This is a genomic window from Leifsonia sp. NPDC058194, from assembly GCF_042883605.1.
Taxonomy (GTDB): Bacteria; Actinomycetota; Actinomycetes; order Actinomycetales; family Microbacteriaceae; genus Leifsonia.
Window position 1 is genome coordinate 309,460 of the sequence record NZ_JBHVVL010000003.1, and the last position, 17,293, is coordinate 326,752.

General features: G+C 68.2%; 13 protein-coding genes and 1 tRNA gene. All 14 read right to left on the minus strand.

Features of this window, described 5'->3' with window-relative positions; genetic code table 11:
- Window positions 1-35: 35 nt before the first annotated feature.
- Window positions 36-2,441: a hypothetical protein gene (locus ACFVU2_RS13685; protein WP_387875186.1), complete on the minus strand. Its 2,406-nt coding sequence runs from the start codon at window positions 2,439-2,441 to the stop codon at window positions 36-38.
- 523 nt (window positions 2,442-2,964) lie between these two features.
- Window positions 2,965-3,038 (minus strand) — tRNA-Pro (locus ACFVU2_RS13690).
- A 250-nt stretch (window positions 3,039-3,288) separates the two neighbouring features.
- Window positions 3,289-4,899 carry a chitinase gene (locus tag ACFVU2_RS13695; protein WP_387875189.1) on the minus strand — a complete coding sequence of 537 codons (1,611 nt, stop codon included), beginning with the start codon at window positions 4,897-4,899 and terminating at the stop codon, window positions 3,289-3,291.
- Window positions 4,899-7,235 (minus strand): glycosyltransferase family 2 protein, encoded by a 2,337-nt coding sequence (locus ACFVU2_RS13700; protein ID WP_387875192.1) that lies wholly within the window; start codon window positions 7,233-7,235, stop codon window positions 4,899-4,901. Before ACFVU2_RS13700 ends, ACFVU2_RS13695 begins: the two co-directional genes overlap by 1 nt.
- Before the next feature lie 227 nt (window positions 7,236-7,462).
- Entirely contained in the window at window positions 7,463-8,968 is a 1,506-nt protein-coding gene (der, locus tag ACFVU2_RS13705) for a ribosome biogenesis GTPase Der (protein WP_387875194.1), read from the minus strand.
- A complete protein-coding gene (gene cmk / locus ACFVU2_RS13710; RefSeq protein WP_387875196.1) occupies window positions 8,961-9,659 on the minus strand; it encodes a (d)CMP kinase in 699 nt (232 codons plus the stop codon). The genes der and cmk overlap by 8 nt, the downstream gene beginning before the upstream one ends.
- Window positions 9,656-10,744, minus strand: coding sequence for a prephenate dehydrogenase (locus ACFVU2_RS13715; RefSeq protein WP_387875199.1), 1,089 nt, complete (start codon window positions 10,742-10,744; stop codon window positions 9,656-9,658). Before ACFVU2_RS13715 ends, cmk begins: the two co-directional genes overlap by 4 nt.
- Before the next feature lie 26 nt (window positions 10,745-10,770).
- The gene (locus ACFVU2_RS13720; RefSeq protein WP_387875201.1) at window positions 10,771-11,547 is read right to left on the minus strand and encodes a pseudouridine synthase; all 777 of its coding nucleotides are present in this window, start codon (window positions 11,545-11,547) and stop codon (window positions 10,771-10,773) included.
- The gene (scpB, locus tag ACFVU2_RS13725; RefSeq protein ID WP_387875204.1) at window positions 11,537-12,172 is read right to left on the minus strand and encodes an SMC-Scp complex subunit ScpB; all 636 of its coding nucleotides are present in this window, start codon (window positions 12,170-12,172) and stop codon (window positions 11,537-11,539) included. The genes ACFVU2_RS13720 and scpB overlap by 11 nt, the downstream gene beginning before the upstream one ends.
- Window positions 12,162-13,010 (minus strand): segregation and condensation protein A, encoded by an 849-nt coding sequence (locus ACFVU2_RS13730; RefSeq protein ID WP_387875207.1) that lies wholly within the window; start codon window positions 13,008-13,010, stop codon window positions 12,162-12,164. The genes scpB and ACFVU2_RS13730 overlap by 11 nt, the downstream gene beginning before the upstream one ends.
- The gene (locus tag ACFVU2_RS13735) at window positions 12,994-13,893 is read right to left on the minus strand and encodes a ParA family protein (protein ID WP_387875209.1); all 900 of its coding nucleotides are present in this window, start codon (window positions 13,891-13,893) and stop codon (window positions 12,994-12,996) included. The genes ACFVU2_RS13730 and ACFVU2_RS13735 overlap by 17 nt, the downstream gene beginning before the upstream one ends.
- A 117-nt stretch (window positions 13,894-14,010) precedes the next feature.
- Window positions 14,011-14,916, minus strand: coding sequence for a site-specific tyrosine recombinase XerD (xerD, locus tag ACFVU2_RS13740; protein WP_387875211.1), 906 nt, complete (start codon window positions 14,914-14,916; stop codon window positions 14,011-14,013).
- The gene (locus ACFVU2_RS13745; RefSeq protein ID WP_387875212.1) at window positions 14,913-15,545 is read right to left on the minus strand and encodes an NUDIX domain-containing protein; all 633 of its coding nucleotides are present in this window, start codon (window positions 15,543-15,545) and stop codon (window positions 14,913-14,915) included. Before ACFVU2_RS13745 ends, xerD begins: the two co-directional genes overlap by 4 nt.
- Window positions 15,545-17,272 carry a CTP synthase gene (locus ACFVU2_RS13750; protein WP_387875771.1) on the minus strand — a complete coding sequence of 576 codons (1,728 nt, stop codon included), beginning with the start codon at window positions 17,270-17,272 and terminating at the stop codon, window positions 15,545-15,547. The genes ACFVU2_RS13745 and ACFVU2_RS13750 overlap by 1 nt, the downstream gene beginning before the upstream one ends.
- Between the last annotated feature and the right edge of the window lie 21 nt (window positions 17,273-17,293).

Genomic DNA, 17,293 nt, shown 5'->3' on the forward strand with positions numbered 1-17,293 from the left:
TCAACGCGCTACGCGGACGAAAACCGGCTCTTGGGTTACTTCGCAACTACCGGCTGACGAATCTCGCTGTGACGCTCAAAGTTCTTGCCAACTGCAGCGTCGCCCACGAACGCATCCTCGTTTCTGAGCCGCCTGCGAGGATAGCCCTGCCACATCTTGCTGTATTCGGATGACTCACCCGGAATAAAGCGAAGCCTCTCTGGAGGCTCGCCCATTTTGGCTATTGGCATTACGTACTGGGCAATCGACGTCGCCGGTAGTCCGATCCAATCAAGGCGCGACGGTCGGGCGAAAGTGACCTCTCGACCAGACTCGCTTCGCAGGGTTGTAGTACTTCGTCCCCACTCATCCATTTTCATGTTCACCTGTCGGTAAAGCATTCTCGCCAGCCCTGTCCGCTCAAGCTCCTCGACCGCATGGGAGGTTGCCTCAAGAGCAGCGACCATCTGGTCCAACTCTGCGTTCGATCTGCGGAAATGGAGATAGCTGTTACGGACATCCGATACCTGCGCATTCACCAGCCTCGCGGAGAGATCTTTCAGCGTAGCTACTACCTCGTCCTGCGCCCGTACGCTCAAATCTAGGAACGGCACCGTGTGCGTGAACGGAAAGTCTTGCAGACCAGTATGCCTGCTGTATGTCGGCCAGTCCGCCTCCGGACGCAGGAAGTCCGACTTGTGCGAGCGCATGTCGTTCAGCTCTCCCGCAACTAACGCGAACCCGCGGCACAACGCGAACAGCTCGTTTCGCTCCTCGGTGTATGTGAGTTTTTCGAACTCGTTCGCGTTTCGCTCTGCAATGTCTTGAAGACGGGAGACCACCTGTGGCCTGCAGTCATCGGGATCGTATACGAACCGCTGATTTTCGGAGTAGTGGTCCGTGAGCAATGCCCAAGTACTGAAGTGCAGAGCGTCAACCAGGAGTTCTTCGAGTGAGACGAAGTAGTTGCTCGCCACGGACCGGATGGATTCAACGTCGCTTAAGGTCGAAACGCCCGCCTCGCTGGTTAGCCGGTGGAGGCTCTCATGCAGCCGCCAGAACCGCGAGTGCTCGCCAGACCTGGGCGGGACTCGAAATCCAAGTTTCCAGAAGATCGCGTCCAGTAACTCATCATCAGATTGCTCCCCGATGGCGAGTAGTCGGATACCTAGTTCCTGACTAGCCGTCACCATGTCCCCATATCGAGAGAACACGAGGCGTTTCAGAACCTCCCGCGGATGTCCGTTGCGAAAGAACTCCTCCAGCTTGTCGTCACGCTCCGGCGCGTCGACACCTCGGAGCTGCCAATCCAACTCCGATTCATCAACCTTCCCGGCCTCGTACAACCGATCGAGCAAGCGTCGGAACCGTGCGGTTGCAACGCTAGTGTGCGCCGGCCGCATCGCCACGCCGTGCTCGCCAAGCTGCGCTTGTAACGCGAATGCTCCAAATCTGGCGCCTTGGTTGACCTTAGGACGTCGAATCTCACCTGCGGGCACCTCGATCAGACGACGTCGCACGAGGTTGTCCAAAGTGGAGACGATGCTCTCGTCGGAGCACGTTAGTACGAGTTGAAGGAGCTCTGCTCGATTCAAAGTCCGTGTGAAGCGCCCTCTCTCGAAGGCAAGCGGCTCGGGCAGTGTCGTCAGCGATGCTGTCAGGGCACTCTCCTTGGCTTGGGCGAGCGATACCGCGAGTTTCAGAAGCTCTCCATCACTTAGGCCATCGCCCAAAAGAAACGGCAACGTTTCTGTGGCAGCCTCTGCGAAATATGCGGTCTCGTAGCCGCTAATTTCTGACAGAAAGCTCCCCCAGGCCGAGCTCTCCTTGGACTCCAGGTCGAGGAGTCGACGTAGCTTGTCTCGGTTCTGATTCACCGATGCGTCGAAATCCGTCGCCAACTCCGTGTGATGCACTCGATCGCAGTCAGCGTCCGCGCAGTGGAAAAGTGGCACACCTCGGTACACCGAAATGTCCCGCATCTGACTACTCTTCAGTAGGCCGAAAGGTCCCAACAGGTATGGCCCAGCCTGCAACACGCCTGGGCTCGTTCCGTCAAGAAGCTCGTCTGTTTCCTCGATGCTCAGCGACGTACGCTCTGTCGGAAACAGGTCCGCAGCCCGATCGTATAGCTCTCGACCAAAGACAAACGGGTAGCGAATCCTTTTAGCTAGGACCTGTTCGCCAATCGACACTTCTAGCGCTTGAATGTCCGTTGCCATGACGTCCACCAGGACATCCAGGTGAGTGAAGGCCAAGAAGCACATCAACCGAACGTCTTTTGTCTTCAATACGGCGGGGACGCCGTTTGCCTGCTTGACTCCATATTTCTGCATGAGCTTCTGCACGAAGCCCGAACCATACGGGGTGAACGCTATGGCAGTGTTGAATTCGTCGGGAACCGAGTAGTCACTGCGGATGATGCATTCCGCGAGTAGTTCGGTGAGATCACTAAGTCTCATGAATCTTTCTCGCCATTCGTCGCTCGGATACTTTTCGAGCAGCTGGTTCTTTGAAAGCAAAGGCGATGGCAACGTTGACCCCCGGGTGCGAGACTGCAGCCAGAATAACTGCGTCTATTCTCAACGTCTGTGCCCCGTTGGAGCCACATTTTGCGAGATCTGCGGCAGCCAAGGAGTGACTACGCGCGCTCGTCGCCTCCGAAGCACACTGTGTAGATGACGGTACCGGCCATCAATGCGGTGTACTCATCGCAGCGATTCGGGATCTCGGATCGGACGGTCTGCGAGCAGTTTCGACGACCGTGCGACCCAAGTCACCGAACCGCTTCGCGCTCCGGCTACAACGCATGTCACCACGGGCTGCACCCCACCGCTCCCCCAAACGCCGCCTGCACGCTTCGCGTTTGACGGCGCCTGGGGCCCCTCGCGGCGGGGACCCGGGTAGACAGCAGCGAGTCACGACAAAAAGAGAAGGGCCCCAAGTCGCAGAGCGACTCGGAACCCTTCTCTTTTTGTCGTGACGTCGGGCTGACAGGATTTGAACCTGCGACCCCTTGACCCCCAGTCAAGTGCGCTACCAAGCTGCGCCACAGCCCGTCGTTCCCCCACCCAGGCGCTAGGCACCAAGCGAGGCAACTCCACTATCTTAGCGTGTCGGCGGGGGTGCGTCGTGCACCAACCCGAAGGCGCGTTGACGGCCCCGCCGACACGGCGTCGGACGCGCGTCTGGTGGCTTCCCGACGAAGCCGGCGCGTTTCGACGCCTGGAACCTCCGCCCCGCAGCGGATGTGTCCAGTTGGGTCGACGACGGGATGCGAGCAGGGGGTCTGCATCCCGCCGCCGAGTCTCATCCGGCGGTGGAACCGCCGAGGATCTGATCGATCTCGTCCTGGGTGAGCGGGGTCCAGGGGGACGAGTCGGGGTCCGAGCTGGCGGCCTCGGGGCTGTCGCCCTGGGTCCACCACTTGGCCTCGAAGGGCACGCCGTCGAACAGCACACGCTGACCCTTGTCGAACTGTGCAGTGCCGGTCCACTCGGGGTAGGTGCCGGCAGGCACGGTGGGCTGCGGGATGGGCGTCTCACCGGGCAGCACGGGCCCGACGAGCTCCCACGGGGTCTCCCACGCGTTCAGGACGGGATTGTCGGGCACGTCGCCCTTGGTCCACCACTTGGCGACGTACACGTTCCGGTGCCACACGACCTTGGTGCCCTTGAGGTACGAGTTGGTCTGGGTCCAGATGGCGTACGGGGAGGTGGCGGGATCGTCGGCGACGGCAGTGCTGGTGGGCTCCGCGGTGGTCACGGACGACTCGCCGAGCGAGATGTGACCGTCGAAACCCTTGGAGAGGATGCCGGCGAAGGTCTGCTTGCCCTGGCTGACACCGGAGCAGGCGTCGGAGACGACGGAGGTGTCGACGTAGTTCGACCCGCAGGTCTTGTCCCGGTTGGCGGACCACATGGACATGCGTCCGACGCCCTCGGAGACGGCCCAGGTGTTGAAGGCGGTGGCGTCCTTGAGGCTGAACACCTCGTCCTCGACGTCGTTCTGGCCGATCATCGGGGTGGCGCCGATCTTGGCCCACAGGCTGGGATCGCTCTGGTGCAGGTCGGCACGGTCGTAGAGCACGCCGAGCTGACGCTGGGCGGCGGTGACGGCGGCCTGCGCGTTCTGCGCCATGGACTTCTTGGCGTCCTTCGACTGGCCGAAGTCCATGGTCATGACGTTGACGCCGGCGATGTCGACCTTGGCCTTGAGCATGGCGGCGATGGCGTTGGTGCCGTCGGAGGTCATGCCGCTGGGCGAGACGGGCAGGGTCAGCCACACGGCGAGGCTCTTGCCGGCGGCGCGACGCTCCTTCTGCAGGTCGGCGATGGCGGAGGCCCGGCGGTCGGCGGCCGCGGTGTCGGTCAGGCCGTTGCCCTCGAGGTCGAGGTCGATGGTGCCGACCTTGTACCGGTCGACGACGGCGGAGTACGCGCTCTTCAGCGCGGACTCGTCCGTGCACTTCACGGCGAGCTCGTCGTTGTTCAGTCCGCCGAACGAGACGGCGACGGTCCCGCCCTGCTGCTGCAGGCGTGCGATGCGACGGTCGAGGTCGAGAGAGGAACGCGCCTGGTCGAGGGTGTACGCGGCGCCCCACGAGGGGGTGCAGGCGTCCTCCTTCGACGAGACGACGAACGAGAGCACGGCGTCCTTGGAGTCGGTGGCGCCCATGTTCTCGAACGCGAACCGCGGGGTGGCGGTCACGTCGACGTAGGAGGCGAACCACGGCTTCGAGTCGACGGCGGCGCGGGCGCTCCACCACTGGAAGCCGACGACACCACCGGTGACGAGCAGGGCGAGGACGAGCGTCGCACCGACGACCCGCCAGAATCCGAGGCGGCGGCCGGAGGTGGACTCGGGCGCCTGGGCGCGCTCGATCTGGGCCGCCTCGGCGGCCTTCGTGTCGCGAGCCATCAGGCGGCCTGCTTCTCGGAATCGCCGAGCACGGCGTCGCCGGTCACGGACCCGGTCGGCACGGAGCCGGCCGCGGCAGCACGCTCCACGTGGGGCACGTCCCCGCCGGAGTGGCCGTGGTACAGCACCGAACGCCAGTCGATCGACTCCGTGACGGGCTGCGGCGCCGCGGCGGCCTGCTTCTTGCCCTTCTCGACGTACAGCGGCTTGGTCAGACCGAGCCAGATGTCGACGATGGTGGCGCCGATGCCGATGTAGGAGATGATCGCCCAGATCGCGAGGGTCGCGTTGAAGGCGGCGAACGCGGCGTTGCCCCAGTTCTGCGCGTTCCAGTCGCGCCACAGGGTGAACAGCGAGAAGGCGACCATCGCCAGCGGCGCGACCACGTAGAGCAGCGGCGAGGCGGTGCGGTTCTTGACCTTCGGGGTACGGGCGAAGGGGATCTTCTTGCCGGTCAGCGACTGCTGGATCGACTTGAGCACACCGGCCAGGTTCACCGGCAGCAGGATCAGGTTGAAGCCGTAGATGCGGAAGATGTCGGTGGCCTTGTAGCCGGAGTAGCGCAGGTCGCTCGCCTGGCTGATGAAGTACGGCAACGCGGCCAGCAGCACCATCGGGCTGAGCAGGCGGCCGTCGTACGGGTAGGCCAGCAGGAAGACGAGGCCGAAGCTCGCCCAGCAGATCGAGGCCATGTAGTTCACACGCAGTAGCAGCTCGATGCGCGAGACGTTCTCCCCGCGGCGCTTGCGCTCCTTCACCTGACGCCACAGCTTCGGGAGGATCAGCAGACCGCCGTTCGCCCAACGGCGACGCTGCACGATCAGGGAGCCGAAGTCCGGCGGGGTGGCCGAGTAGCTGAGGCGCTCCGGGTAGTTCTGCAGCGTCCAGCCGTGGGTGCCGAGGTCGATGCTCGACTCGGTGTCCTCGATGACGGTGCGGTCCTGGATGTACCGGCGCACCTCGAAGCCGCCGACGAACTCGGTCTCGACGATGTCCTCCAGCGCGCGCTTGCGGATGACCGCGTTCGCGCCCACCCAGAAGGTCGCGCCGTAGTACGACTTGCCCTGGTGCAGGATGTGCTGGATGTCGGTGGTCGCACCGGCGAGGCGCTCGATGCGGGTGCCGGCGCCGCGGAACGACGAGTACGGGGTCTGGGTGACGGCGACCCGGGCGTTGTCCGGCTGCTGCAGGAAGTACGTCAGGCGCAGGCAGTACTCGCGCAGCAGGATCGAGTCGGCGTCGAGCGTCAGCAGGAAGTCGCTGTCGGGGATCTCGATGTCGCCCGGGCGGCGCTGGCCGGCGGGGACCGGGCTCAGGATGGGGCCGTCCGGCGTCTCCTCGACCCGGTACACGCCACCCATGAGGCCGATGTAGGCGTTCAGGTTCATCGCCTTGTTGGCCTCGTGCGAGAGGGAGGCCCACTGCTTGCGCTCGAAGACGGCGAGCTCGGCGTCGAAGGTCCAGGTCAGGCGGCGGTAGAGCTGGGCGACGCGCTCGGTCGAGAGGGTCGCGCCCTCGTCGATCGCGGCGCGCACGGCCTCCCCGGTGAGGGCCAGGTCGTCGCCGAGGGCGCGCAGCACCTGGTCGGAGAAGAACTTGTCGACGTGGTCGTCGATCGTGTGGGCGTCGGCCTGGGCGTACAGCCACTCGGCGGCCCAGGTGTAGTGGTCGGCGAGCTCGCGGGCGTCGTCGGCGGAGGCGAACGCGCTGCCCTCGCCCAGCTCGAAGCGCAGCAGCGCGTCCGTGAAGCGGAAGCGCGGCTCCGACAGCTGGTCGCTGATGCTGCGGGCGAGGTCGCGGGTGGCCTCGAGGCGCTCGATCACGGCCGGGTCGGTCGGGTTGGGGTTGTCGTCCAGCAGCAGCACGACCCGCTTGGAGGGGAACTCCTGCAGCGCGGCCGAGAGCAGCGTCATGCGGACGACCTCCGGCTCCTCCGCGTAGGAGGGCACCAGCACCGTGATGGTCGGCTGGTTCTCGGAGAAGTGGCGGTCGAGCTCGGCGCGGGGAACACGCACGTGCTTCTGGAAGCGCTGGAGGGCGCCCTGACGGGCGACGAGGTACATCAGCGCGGAGAAGGTGAGGAAGGTGACGACGACGGTGTAGCCGATCGCCTCCATGGTGAAGCGGAAGTCCTGCGTGCCGAGCACGAGGAACTGGCGGATGATCGTCGTCACCACGTAGATCGCCCAGAAGACGATCGTCAGCACGATGGCGACACGGCTCCACGTGACCTTGCGGTCGGACGGCTTCGGGTGGACCGTCAGGAGCGGAGTCGTGCGCTTCTCGGAGCCGAGCTGGCGCTTTCGGGCAGGGGAATATGAACTTGTAGAACTCATGGTCGGGTATGCGTCCTTATACAGAGAGCCCGCACCTTCGGGTCGGCGCGGTCGGGTAGCTCTCGGATGTCCACATTAGTGAGGACACAGCGGGGGACAAATACCCCCAACATGGTCGCCCCCGATCTGGGGGTGACTCGTCACCCTTTCTCTCAGGATGCGCTCCCGCGTGTCCGCTTGACGCCGCCTGGCCCAGCGGCCCACGGGGGATGCGAAGAGGCGCCGCGCTAGCGCTGGCGCTTCTCGCGCACGCGCATGTTGAGCACGATGGGCGTGCCCTCGAAGCCGTAGACCTCGCGCAGCCGGCGGATGATGTAGCGCCGGTAGCCCGGGTCCAGGAACCCGGTGGTGAAGACCACGAATGTCGGCGGGCGGCTCGTCGCCTGCGTGCCGAACAGGATGCGCGGCTGCTTGCCACCGCGCACGGGGTGCGGGTGGGCGGCGGTGAGCTCGGCCAGGAAGGCGTTGAACTTGCCGGTCGGGATGCGGGTGTCCCACGACTCGAGCGCCAGCTCCAGCGCCGGGACGAGCTTCTCGAGGTGGCGGCCGGTGCGGGCCGAGATGTTGACGCGCGGCGCCCACGCGACGTGGGCGAGATCCTGCTCGATCTCGCGCTCCAGGTAGCGGCGGCGCTCGTCGTCCAGCAGGTCCCACTTGTTGAAGGCCAGCACCAGCGCACGGCCCGACTCGAGCACGAGGTCGATGATGCGCACGTCCTGCTCGCTGATCGGCTGGCTCACGTCGAGCACCACGACCGCGACCTCCGCCTTCTCCAGCGCAGTGGAGGTGCGCAGCGACGCGTAGAAGTCGGCGCCCTGCTGCAGGTGCACCCGGCGGCGGATGCCGGCGGTGTCGACGAAGCGCCACACCTTGCCGCCCAGCTCGACCTGCTCGTCCACCGGGTCGCGGGTGGTGCCGGCGAGCTCGTTGACGACCACGCGCTCCTCCCCCGCGGCCTTGTTCAGGAGGGAGGACTTGCCGACGTTCGGCCGGCCGACGATCGCGACGCGGCGGGGTCCGCCGACCTCCTGCTTGGCGACGGCCGAGACCTCGGGCAGCGCCTTCAGGATGTCGTCGAGCAGGTCGGCGACGCCGCGGCCGTGCAGGGCCGAGACGGGGCGCGGCTCGCCGAGGCCCAGCGACCACAGCTCGGTCGCGTACGGCTCCTGGCGGGCGTCGTCCACCTTGTTGGCGGCGAGGAAGACCGGCTTGTCGCTCTTGCGGAGCATGCGGACGACGTGCTCGTCGGTCGCGGTCGCTCCCACGACGGCGTCGACGACGAACAGCACGGCGTCGGCGAGGTCGATCGCGACCTCCGCCTGGGCGGCGACGGACGCGTCGATGCCGCGGGCGTCGGGCTCCCAGCCGCCGGTGTCGACGACCGTGAAGCGGCGGCCGTTCCACTCCGCCTGGTACGACACGCGGTCGCGCGTGACACCCGGGGTGTCCTCCACGACGGCCTCACGGCGGCCGAGGATGCGGTTGACCAGCGCGGACTTGCCCACGTTGGGGCGGCCGACGATGGCGAGCACCGGCAGGGCGGGGAGGAACGTGATCGCGTTCGGGTCCTCGCTGACGGTCTCGAGGATGTCGAGGTCGCTCTCGTCGAGCTCGTAGTCGTCGAGGCCGCTGCGGAGGGCGGCGGCGCGCTGGACGGCGAGACCGTCGTCCAGCTCGGCCAGCCGCTCGACGAGGTCGTCGGCGCCCAGGGGCTCGTTTTCGATGTCAGACATGGGTCTCTTTCTGTACGACCTGGATGACCGCATCCACGGTCTGGTCGAAGTCGAGGTCGGTGGAGTCGACGGTGGTCACACCGTCCGCGGCGTTCATGAAGTCGACCACACGCGAGTCGGCCGCGTCCCTCCGGAGCAGCGCCTCGCCGACGTGGGCGGCGGAATGGCCGATCAGCTCAGCAGAACGTCTGGCAATTCTAACGGATTCGTCGGCGGTGAGCAGGATGCGCACGGGCGCATCGGGGCAGACGACCGTGGTGATGTCCCGGCCTTCGACCACGATGCCCGGCTTGTCGGTGCGCCGCACGATGTCGCGGAAGAGCGCGGTGAGGAACGCCCGCACCTCCGGGACCCGGGCGATGGCGCTCACCACGGCGGTGACCTCGGGCTCGCGGATGGCCTCGGTCACGTCGTGGTCGCCCACGAAGACACCGGTGTCCGCGGGGTCGGCGCCGGCCGGGTCCGTGCCGATCCGGTAGTCGAAGTCGGGCAGCGAGTCGATCACCGCGGCCGCATCGGTCGGGTCGACGTCGCGGTGCACCACGTACCAGCTGAGGGCGCGGTAGGCGGCGCCGGTGTCGAGGTAGGCCCAGCCGAGCCGGCGGGCGGTCGCCTTCGAGACCGACGACTTGCCGCTGCCGGCGGGGCCGTCGACCGCCACCACGATCGGGGTCTGTGCGAGCTCTGTCATCCGGCGATCCTCCAGCCGCGGTCGGTCAGGTCGTTCACGGTGCGGGTCAGCACCTCGGGCAGCACCGCGATCTCGGCGAGGCCGAACGCGGCTCCCGGCGAGTGCTCCAGCCGCAGGTCCTCCAGGTTCACGTCGAGGTCGCCCAATTCGTTCAGGAGGCGCGCGAGCTCGCCCGGGCGGTCCTCCACCATCACGACCACGGAGCTGTACCGCTTGTCCTGGCCGTGCTTGCCGGGCAGGCGCGCGACGCCGACGTTGCCCCCGGCGATCTCCTCCGCGATCGCGCGGCGCGATCCGGCGGCATCCACATCTCCCAGGGCGGAGAGCACGCGGTCGAGGTCGTCCCGGTAGGCGTGCAGGATCTCCACGATCGCCGGCGCGTTCGCCCCGAGGATCTGCACCCACAACTCGGGCTCGCTCGCCGCGATGCGGGTGACGTCGCGCACGCCCTGGCCGGCGAGGCCGAGGGCGGCGTCCGTGGAGCCGGCGAGGCGCTTGGCCATCAGGCTCGACACGATCTGGGGGGCGTGCGAGACGAGGGCGACCGCCGCGTCGTGGTCGGCGGCGGCCATCTCGACCGGCGTCGCGCCGAGGTCCAGGATGAGCGCCTCCACCAGGCTGACGGCCTCGCGCGGGTTCTCGGGCCGGGCCGCGACCACCCAGGGGCGGCCGATGAAGAGGTCGGCGCGGGCCGCACTGGGGCCGCCGCGCTCGCGGCCGGCGAGCGGGTGCGATCCGACGTAGCGGGAGAGGTCGACGCCTGCCTGCTGCAGCTCGGCGAGCGGGGCGACCTTCACGCTGGCGACGTCGGTGACGACGGCCGCGGGATGCGCGGCGAGCTCCTCCGCGACGACGCGCGAGACCAGGTCCGGCGGCACCGCGACCACGATCAGCGCGGGCTCCGCTCCCCCGTCGTCCGCGCGTCCCGCTCCATAGTCGGCGGCCAGCCGCAGGTGGGCGGGCGAGGCGTCGGCGAGCAGCACGTCGACGCCCCGGGCGCGCAGCCCGAGTCCGACGGAGGCGCCGAGCAGCCCTGCACCGACGACGCGGACGGGACCGGCGAGCCGGGAGGCGGTTTCGTTCACGGATCCACCTTAGTCAGCACGGCGGGTCAGCTCGGAGCGTCGCCCTCGCGGGAGATGGTGAGCAGCTTGCCCAGCTCCTCCTTCGTCAGGTCGCGCATCGCACCGACCTTGAGGGTGCCGAGGTGCAGGGGCCCGAACTGCCGGCGGACGAGCTCGATCACGGGATGCCCGACCTCCGCCATCATGCGGCGCACGATCCGGTTGCGGCCGGAGTGCAGGGTGAGCTCCACGAGGCTGTCGTTCGCCCCGCCGCCTCCCTGGAGCAGGCGGGCGCGGTCGGCGGAGATCGGGCCGTCCTCCAGCTCGACCCCGCGGGTCAGGCGCGCGATCGTCTGCGGCGTGACCTGGCCGCGCACGCGGGCGATGTAGGTCTTCGTGACGCCGAAGCTGGGGTGCGCGAGCACATGCGCGAGCTCGCCGTCGTTGGTGAGGATCAGCAGCCCGGAGGTCTCCGCATCCAGCCGCCCCACGTTGAAGAGGCGCTCCTCGAAGTCCGCGGTGAAGCGGGAGAGGTCGGGCCGGCCCTGCTCGTCGCGCATGGAGCTCACGACGCCCACGGGCTTGTTGAGCATGACGTAGCGTCGGCTGGTGTCGAGCTGCACCGCGGTGCCGTCGACGGCGACACGGTCGTTCTCCGGGTCGATGCGCCGCCCGAGCTCGGTGACCACCTGGCCGTTGACGGCCACGCGGCCCTCGACGATCAGCTGCTCGGAGACGCGGCGGGAGGCGACCCCCGCCGCGGCCATGACCTTCTGGAGGCGTTCGCCCTGCGGGGCGTCCACGCGCTCATCCTCATCGGACATCGGCATCGAATCCTTCCGCTCCATCCGCCAGCAGCGGGGAGATCTTGGGCAGCTCGTCCACGGAGTTGATGCCGAGTTGGGTGAGCAGCAGATCGGTGGTGCCGTAGTTGATGGCCCCCGTCTCGCTGTCGGTGAAGAGTTCGGTGATGAGCCCGCGGCCCAGCAGCGTGCGCACGACGGAGTCGACGTTGACCGCGCGGATGGAGGCGATGGCGCCGCGGCTGATCGGCTGCTTGTAGGCGATCACGGCGAGGGTCTCGAGCGCGGCCTGCGACAGCTTGGTGGGGTTCTGCTGCAGCACGTAGCCGGCGACCACCTGGTCGTACTCGGCGCGGACGTAGACGCGCCAGCCTCCGCCGACCTCGCGCAGCTCGAAGCCGCGACGCACGCTCCCGCCCGGGGCCTCGCCGTCGAAGTCCTCGACCAGCACGTCGATCGCCTGGCGGACCCGCTTCACGGGCGCTCCGACGGCGGTCGCCAGGGTCACGATGCTCATCGGCTCGTCGGCGACCATGAGGATCGCCTCGAGGGCGCGCTCGATGTCGGCGTCGCCGACCGGCGCCGGGACCTCGGTGGTGTCGGTGGCCTCCGTCTCGGTGACCTCCGACAGGTTCTCAACCGTCATAATCCGCTCCCAGGGTGGACAGGTTCTCCTGCGACCAGTGCTCCGCCGTCCAGCGCAGTGTCAGCTCGCCCAACGGCTCCAGCTGTTCGAAGGCGATGGCCGCGTGCCGGTACAGCTCGAGCACGGCGAGGAACCGGGCGATCACGACGCCCTTCTGCTCCGCTCCGGCCACGAGCTGACGGAAGGTCAGCTGGTCGCCTCCGCGCAGCAGGCTGACGACGACGGCCGCCTGCTCCCGGATGCTGACGAGTGGCGCGTGGAGGTGGTCGAGCCCCACGACGGGGATCTCGCGCGGTGTCATCGCCAGGGTGGCGAGCGCCGCGAAGTCGTCGAGCCCGAGGGTCCATACCAGCTCGGGGTCGCGCTGCCGGAACTTGTCCTCCAGCCGCACCGTGCGGGTGTGCCTGCTGCTCTCGGCCTCCAGCGTCCCCGCGAACCACGCCGACGCCTCTTTGAACGCGCGGTACTGCAGCAGCCGGGCGAAGAGCAGGTCGCGCGCCTCCAGCAGCGCCACGTCCTCCGCGTCGACGAGCTCGCCCTGGGGCAGCAGGCCGGCGACCTTCAGGTCGAGCAGGGTGGCGGCGACGAGCAGGAACTCGCTCGCCTCGTCCAGGCTGTCCTCGGTGTCGAGGGCGCGCAGGTAGGCGATGAACTCGTCGGTCACCCGGCTCAGCGAGATCTCGGTGATGTCGAGCTCGTGCTTGGTGATCAGGGAGAGCAGGAGGTCGAACGGCCCCTCGAACTCCCCGACCGCGACGCGGAAGCCGGCTCCCTCCGGGCCCGCGGCGGGCGGGGTCGCCAGGGTGCCCTGCGGCGCGTCGTCAGGCGACGGCGCCACGGAAGATCAGTTCCCGCGCGAGCTGACGGTAGGCCTCAGCGGCGGCGTGCTCGGGCGCGAACTGGGTGATCGGCGCGGCCGCGACCGATGCATCCGGGAACTTCACCGTGCGCGAGATCACCGTCTCGAGCACCCGGTCGCCGAACGCGTCCACGACGCGCTCTAGCACCTCGCGCGAGTGCAGGGTCCGCGAGTCGTACATGGTCGCCAGGATGCCGTCGAGCTCGATCGCCGGGTTGAGCCGCTCGCGCACCTTGTCGATCGTCTCGATCAGCAGCGCGACGCCGCGCAGCGCGAAGTACTCGCACTCCAGCGGGATGAGCACTCCGTGGCTCGCGGTCAGGGCGTTGACGGTCAGGATGCCCAGCGACGGCTGGCAGTCGATCAGGATGACGTCGTAGTCGGCGCTCACCTTGCGCAGCACCGAGGCGAGGATTTGCTCGCGGGCGACCTCGTTGACGAGGTGGACCTCGGCGGCCGACAGGTCGATGTTCGCCGGGATGATGTCGAGCCCGGGGACGCTGGTGGTCTGGATGGCGCCCTGCACGTCCGCGTTGCGGTTCAGCAGCAGGTCGTAGATCGTCGGCACGTCGTGCGTCTGCGCGCCGAGACCGGCCGAGAGCGCCCCCTGCGGGTCGAAGTCGACGGCCAGCACCCGGCGTCCGTAGTCCGCGAGGGTGGCGCCGAGGTTGATGGAGGTCGTGGTCTTGCCGACCCCGCCCTTCTGGTTGCAGAGGGCCACGATCCGGGCCGGGCCGTGCTGGGCGAGCGGGGAGGGTGCGGGGAACGCGCGCAGGGGTCGCCCGGTGGGTCCGAGCTTCGTGGTGAGGGAAGCCTCGTCCATGCCGGGAAGCTCGGTCCTGACCTCGTCGTTGCGCGTCACCGGGGTGTTCCTCGTCCCTCTCGTAGGCGGTCTGTTCAAGGGGACAGTCTATCCGCGGCGAACCGCCGCCGCCGGGCGTCCGGGCGGCGGTTCGCGGGGCGCGCTGCCGGGCTGGCTCTAGCGCGCCCGCGGGTGCGCCGACGTGTACACGTCGCGCAGGGTGTCGGCCGTGACCAGGGTGTAGATCTGCGTCGTCGCGACGGACGAGTGGCCGAGCAGCTCCTGCACCACGCGCACGTCCGCCCCTCCGGCCAGGAGGTGCGTGGCGAAGGAGTGGCGCAGGGTGTGCGGCGAGATCTCGACGGGCAGGTGGGCCCGTTCGGCCGCGGCCCGGATGATGAGCCACGCGTTCTGACGGGAGAGCCGCGCGCCTCGCATCCCGAGGAAGAGCGCGGGCGTCGCACGCCCCTTGCTCGAGAGCAGCGGTCGCGCCCGCACGAGATAGGCGTCGACGGCGGTGCGCGCGAAACTGCCGAGCGGGACGATGCGCTGCTTGCTGCCCTTGCCGGTGAGCCGCACGATGTCGGCGTCGATCACGTCGTCGACGTTCAGGCCGACGGCCTCGCTGACGCGGGCGCCCGTCGCGTACATGAGCTCGAGCAGCGCTTTGTCGCGCAGGTTCGCGACCTCCTCGCCGTCGGTCGCGGCCAGCAGCGCACCCACCTGGTCGATCGTGATCGCCTTCGGGAGGCGGCTCGGGAGCTTCGGCGGACGCACCTCGTGGGCGACGTCCCGCTCGACCCGTCCCTCCTCGAGCAGGAAACGGTGGAAGCTCCGGACCGTCGAGAGCACCCGGGCGAGGGAGGATGCCGTGAGCGGTCGCTCCTCCCGCGTCCCGAGGTGGGCCACGAACTCCGAGACCATCGGCGAGGTCACCTCCCGGAGCTCGGCGACCCCCCGCTCCTGGAGCCACGCCGTGTAGACGGCGAGATCGCGCCGGTAGGCGGCGACGGTGTTCGCCGAGAGGCCGCGCTCGATCGTCACGTGCCTCAGGAAGGCGTCCACCTCCGCCGCTGCGGTCATCCCTTGCCGAGCTTCGGGTGGGTCGGCCACGGCTCGTCGGCCGCACCGAGCGTGGCCCAGCCCTTCTCGCGGGCCGTCCGGGCGGCCAGCAGCGCGATGATGAGCGGTGCGTTGTGCACCGTCCGGGCGAGCACGGCGTCCACGGCGTCGTCGAGTGGGAGCCACACCGTCTCGATGTCGGCCTCCTCCTCCTCGCGGGCGAAGACCTGTGGGGCCGGGCGCGCGCCACGTGCGAGGTAGATGCGGATCGCCTCGTCGTTGCCGCCGGGGCTCGTGAAGATGTCGGCCAGCACGTTCCACTCGTCCGCGACGAGGTCGGCCTCCTCGGCCAGCTCGCGCTGCACCGCGGTCAGCGGGTCCTCGCCGCGGATGTCGAGCAGACCGGCCGGGATCTCCCAGTCGCGGTGCCGCACCGGATGCCGGTACTGCTTGATCAGGAGCACCCGCCCCTGCTCGTCCAGTGCGAGCACCGCCACGGCGCCGGTGTGATCGACGTATTCGCGCGTGATCTCGGCGCCGTTGTAGCGGAACACGTCACGTCGCACGTCCCAGATCTTGCCGTCGAACACCATCTCGGACGAGACGATCTCGGGGCGGAACGGCTCGTCCGACAGCAGGCGGTCGCTCATCAGCCCTCCGCGGCGACTTCGAAGAGCAGGCTCGCCTTCTGGCGCTCGAGCGCCGCGCCGACGAGTCCGGCGAACAGCGGGTGCGCGTTGTTCGGGCGCGACCGCAGCTCCGGGTGGGCCTGGGTGCCGATGTAGAACGGGTGCACGTCGCGCGGCAGCTCGACGTACTCGACCAGGTGGCCGTCGGGCGAGGTGCCCGAGAACCACAGGCCGGCATCGGCGATCTGCTCGCGGTAGTTGTTGTTGACCTCGTAGCGGTGGCGGTGGCGCTCGCTCGCCTCGTCCGCCCCGTACAGGTCGGCGGCGAGGGAGCCCTCGGCGAGCACGGCCGGGTAGAGGCCGAGGCGCATGGTGCCGCCCAGGTCGCCGCCGGCGATGATCTCGACCTGCTCCGCCATCGTCGCGATGACGGGGAACTCGGTCTCGGGATCGAACTCCGACGACGAGGCTCCGGTCAGACCGGCCTCGTGGCGGGCGTACTCGATGACCATGCACTGCAGGCCGAGGCACAGGCCGAGCGCGGGGATGCCGTTCTCGCGGGCGAAGCGCAGGGCTCCGACCTTGCCCTCGATGCCGCGCACGCCGAAGCCGCCGGGCACGCAGATGCCGTCCACGTCGCTCAGCTGCGCGGCCGCCCCCTCGGGCGTCTGGCACTCGTCGGACGGGATCCACTTGAGCTTCACCTTGGTCTGGTGCGCGAAGCCGCCGGCCCGCAGCGCCTCGGTGACCGAGAGGTACGCGTCGGGCAGGTCGATGTACTTGCCGACCAGCCCGATGACGACCTCGTGCTTCGGGTCGTGCACGGCCTCCAGCAGGCGCGCCCAGCCGTTCCAGTCGACGTCGGCCGCCTTGTCGAGGCCGAGCTGGTCGATGATGTAGGCGTCGAGCCCCTGGTCGTGCAGCATGGTCGGGATGTCGTAGATGCTCGGCACGTCGACCGCGTTGACCACGGCCGCCTCGTCCACGTCGCACATGAGCGCGATCTTGCGTTTGTTGCTCTCGGAGACCGGGCGGTCGCTGCGGAGCACGAGGGCGTCGGGCTGGATGCCGATCGAGCGGAGCGCGGCGACGGAGTGCTGCGTCGGCTTGGTCTTCTGCTCGCCGGACGCGTTCATGAACGGCACGAGCGAGACGTGCACGAAGAAGCAGTTCTTGCGGCCGAGCTCGTGACGCACCTGGCGGGCCGACTCGATGAACGGCTGCGACTCGATGTCGCCGACGGTGCCGCCGATCTCGGTGATGATGACGTCGGGAGCGGCTTCGCCGTCCGGCCCGGGCTGGGCCTGGAGGCGCATGCGGCGCTTGATCTCGTCGGTGATGTGCGGGATGACCTGGACGGTGTCGCCGAGGTACTCGCCGCGGCGCTCCTTGGCGATCACGTTCGAGTAGATCTGGCCGGTGGTCACGTTGGCCGACTGGCCGAGATTGATGTCGAGGAACCGCTCGTAGTGGCCGATGTCGAGGTCCGTCTCGGCGCCGTCGTCGGTCACGAAGACCTCGCCGTGCTGGAACGGGTTCATCGTGCCCGGATCCACGTTCAGATAGGGGTCGAGCTTCTGCATCACGACGCGGAGTCCGCGTGCGGTCAGAAGGTTGCCCAGGGAGGCCGCTGTGAGGCCCTTGCCCAACGAAGAAACGACACCACCGGTCACAAAGATGTGCTTGGTAATGCCGTTCGAGATGCCCGCTTCAGATTTATCCACCACGGGCTTGCAGCTTATCACCATCGGCTCGGTGCCCGCCGCACG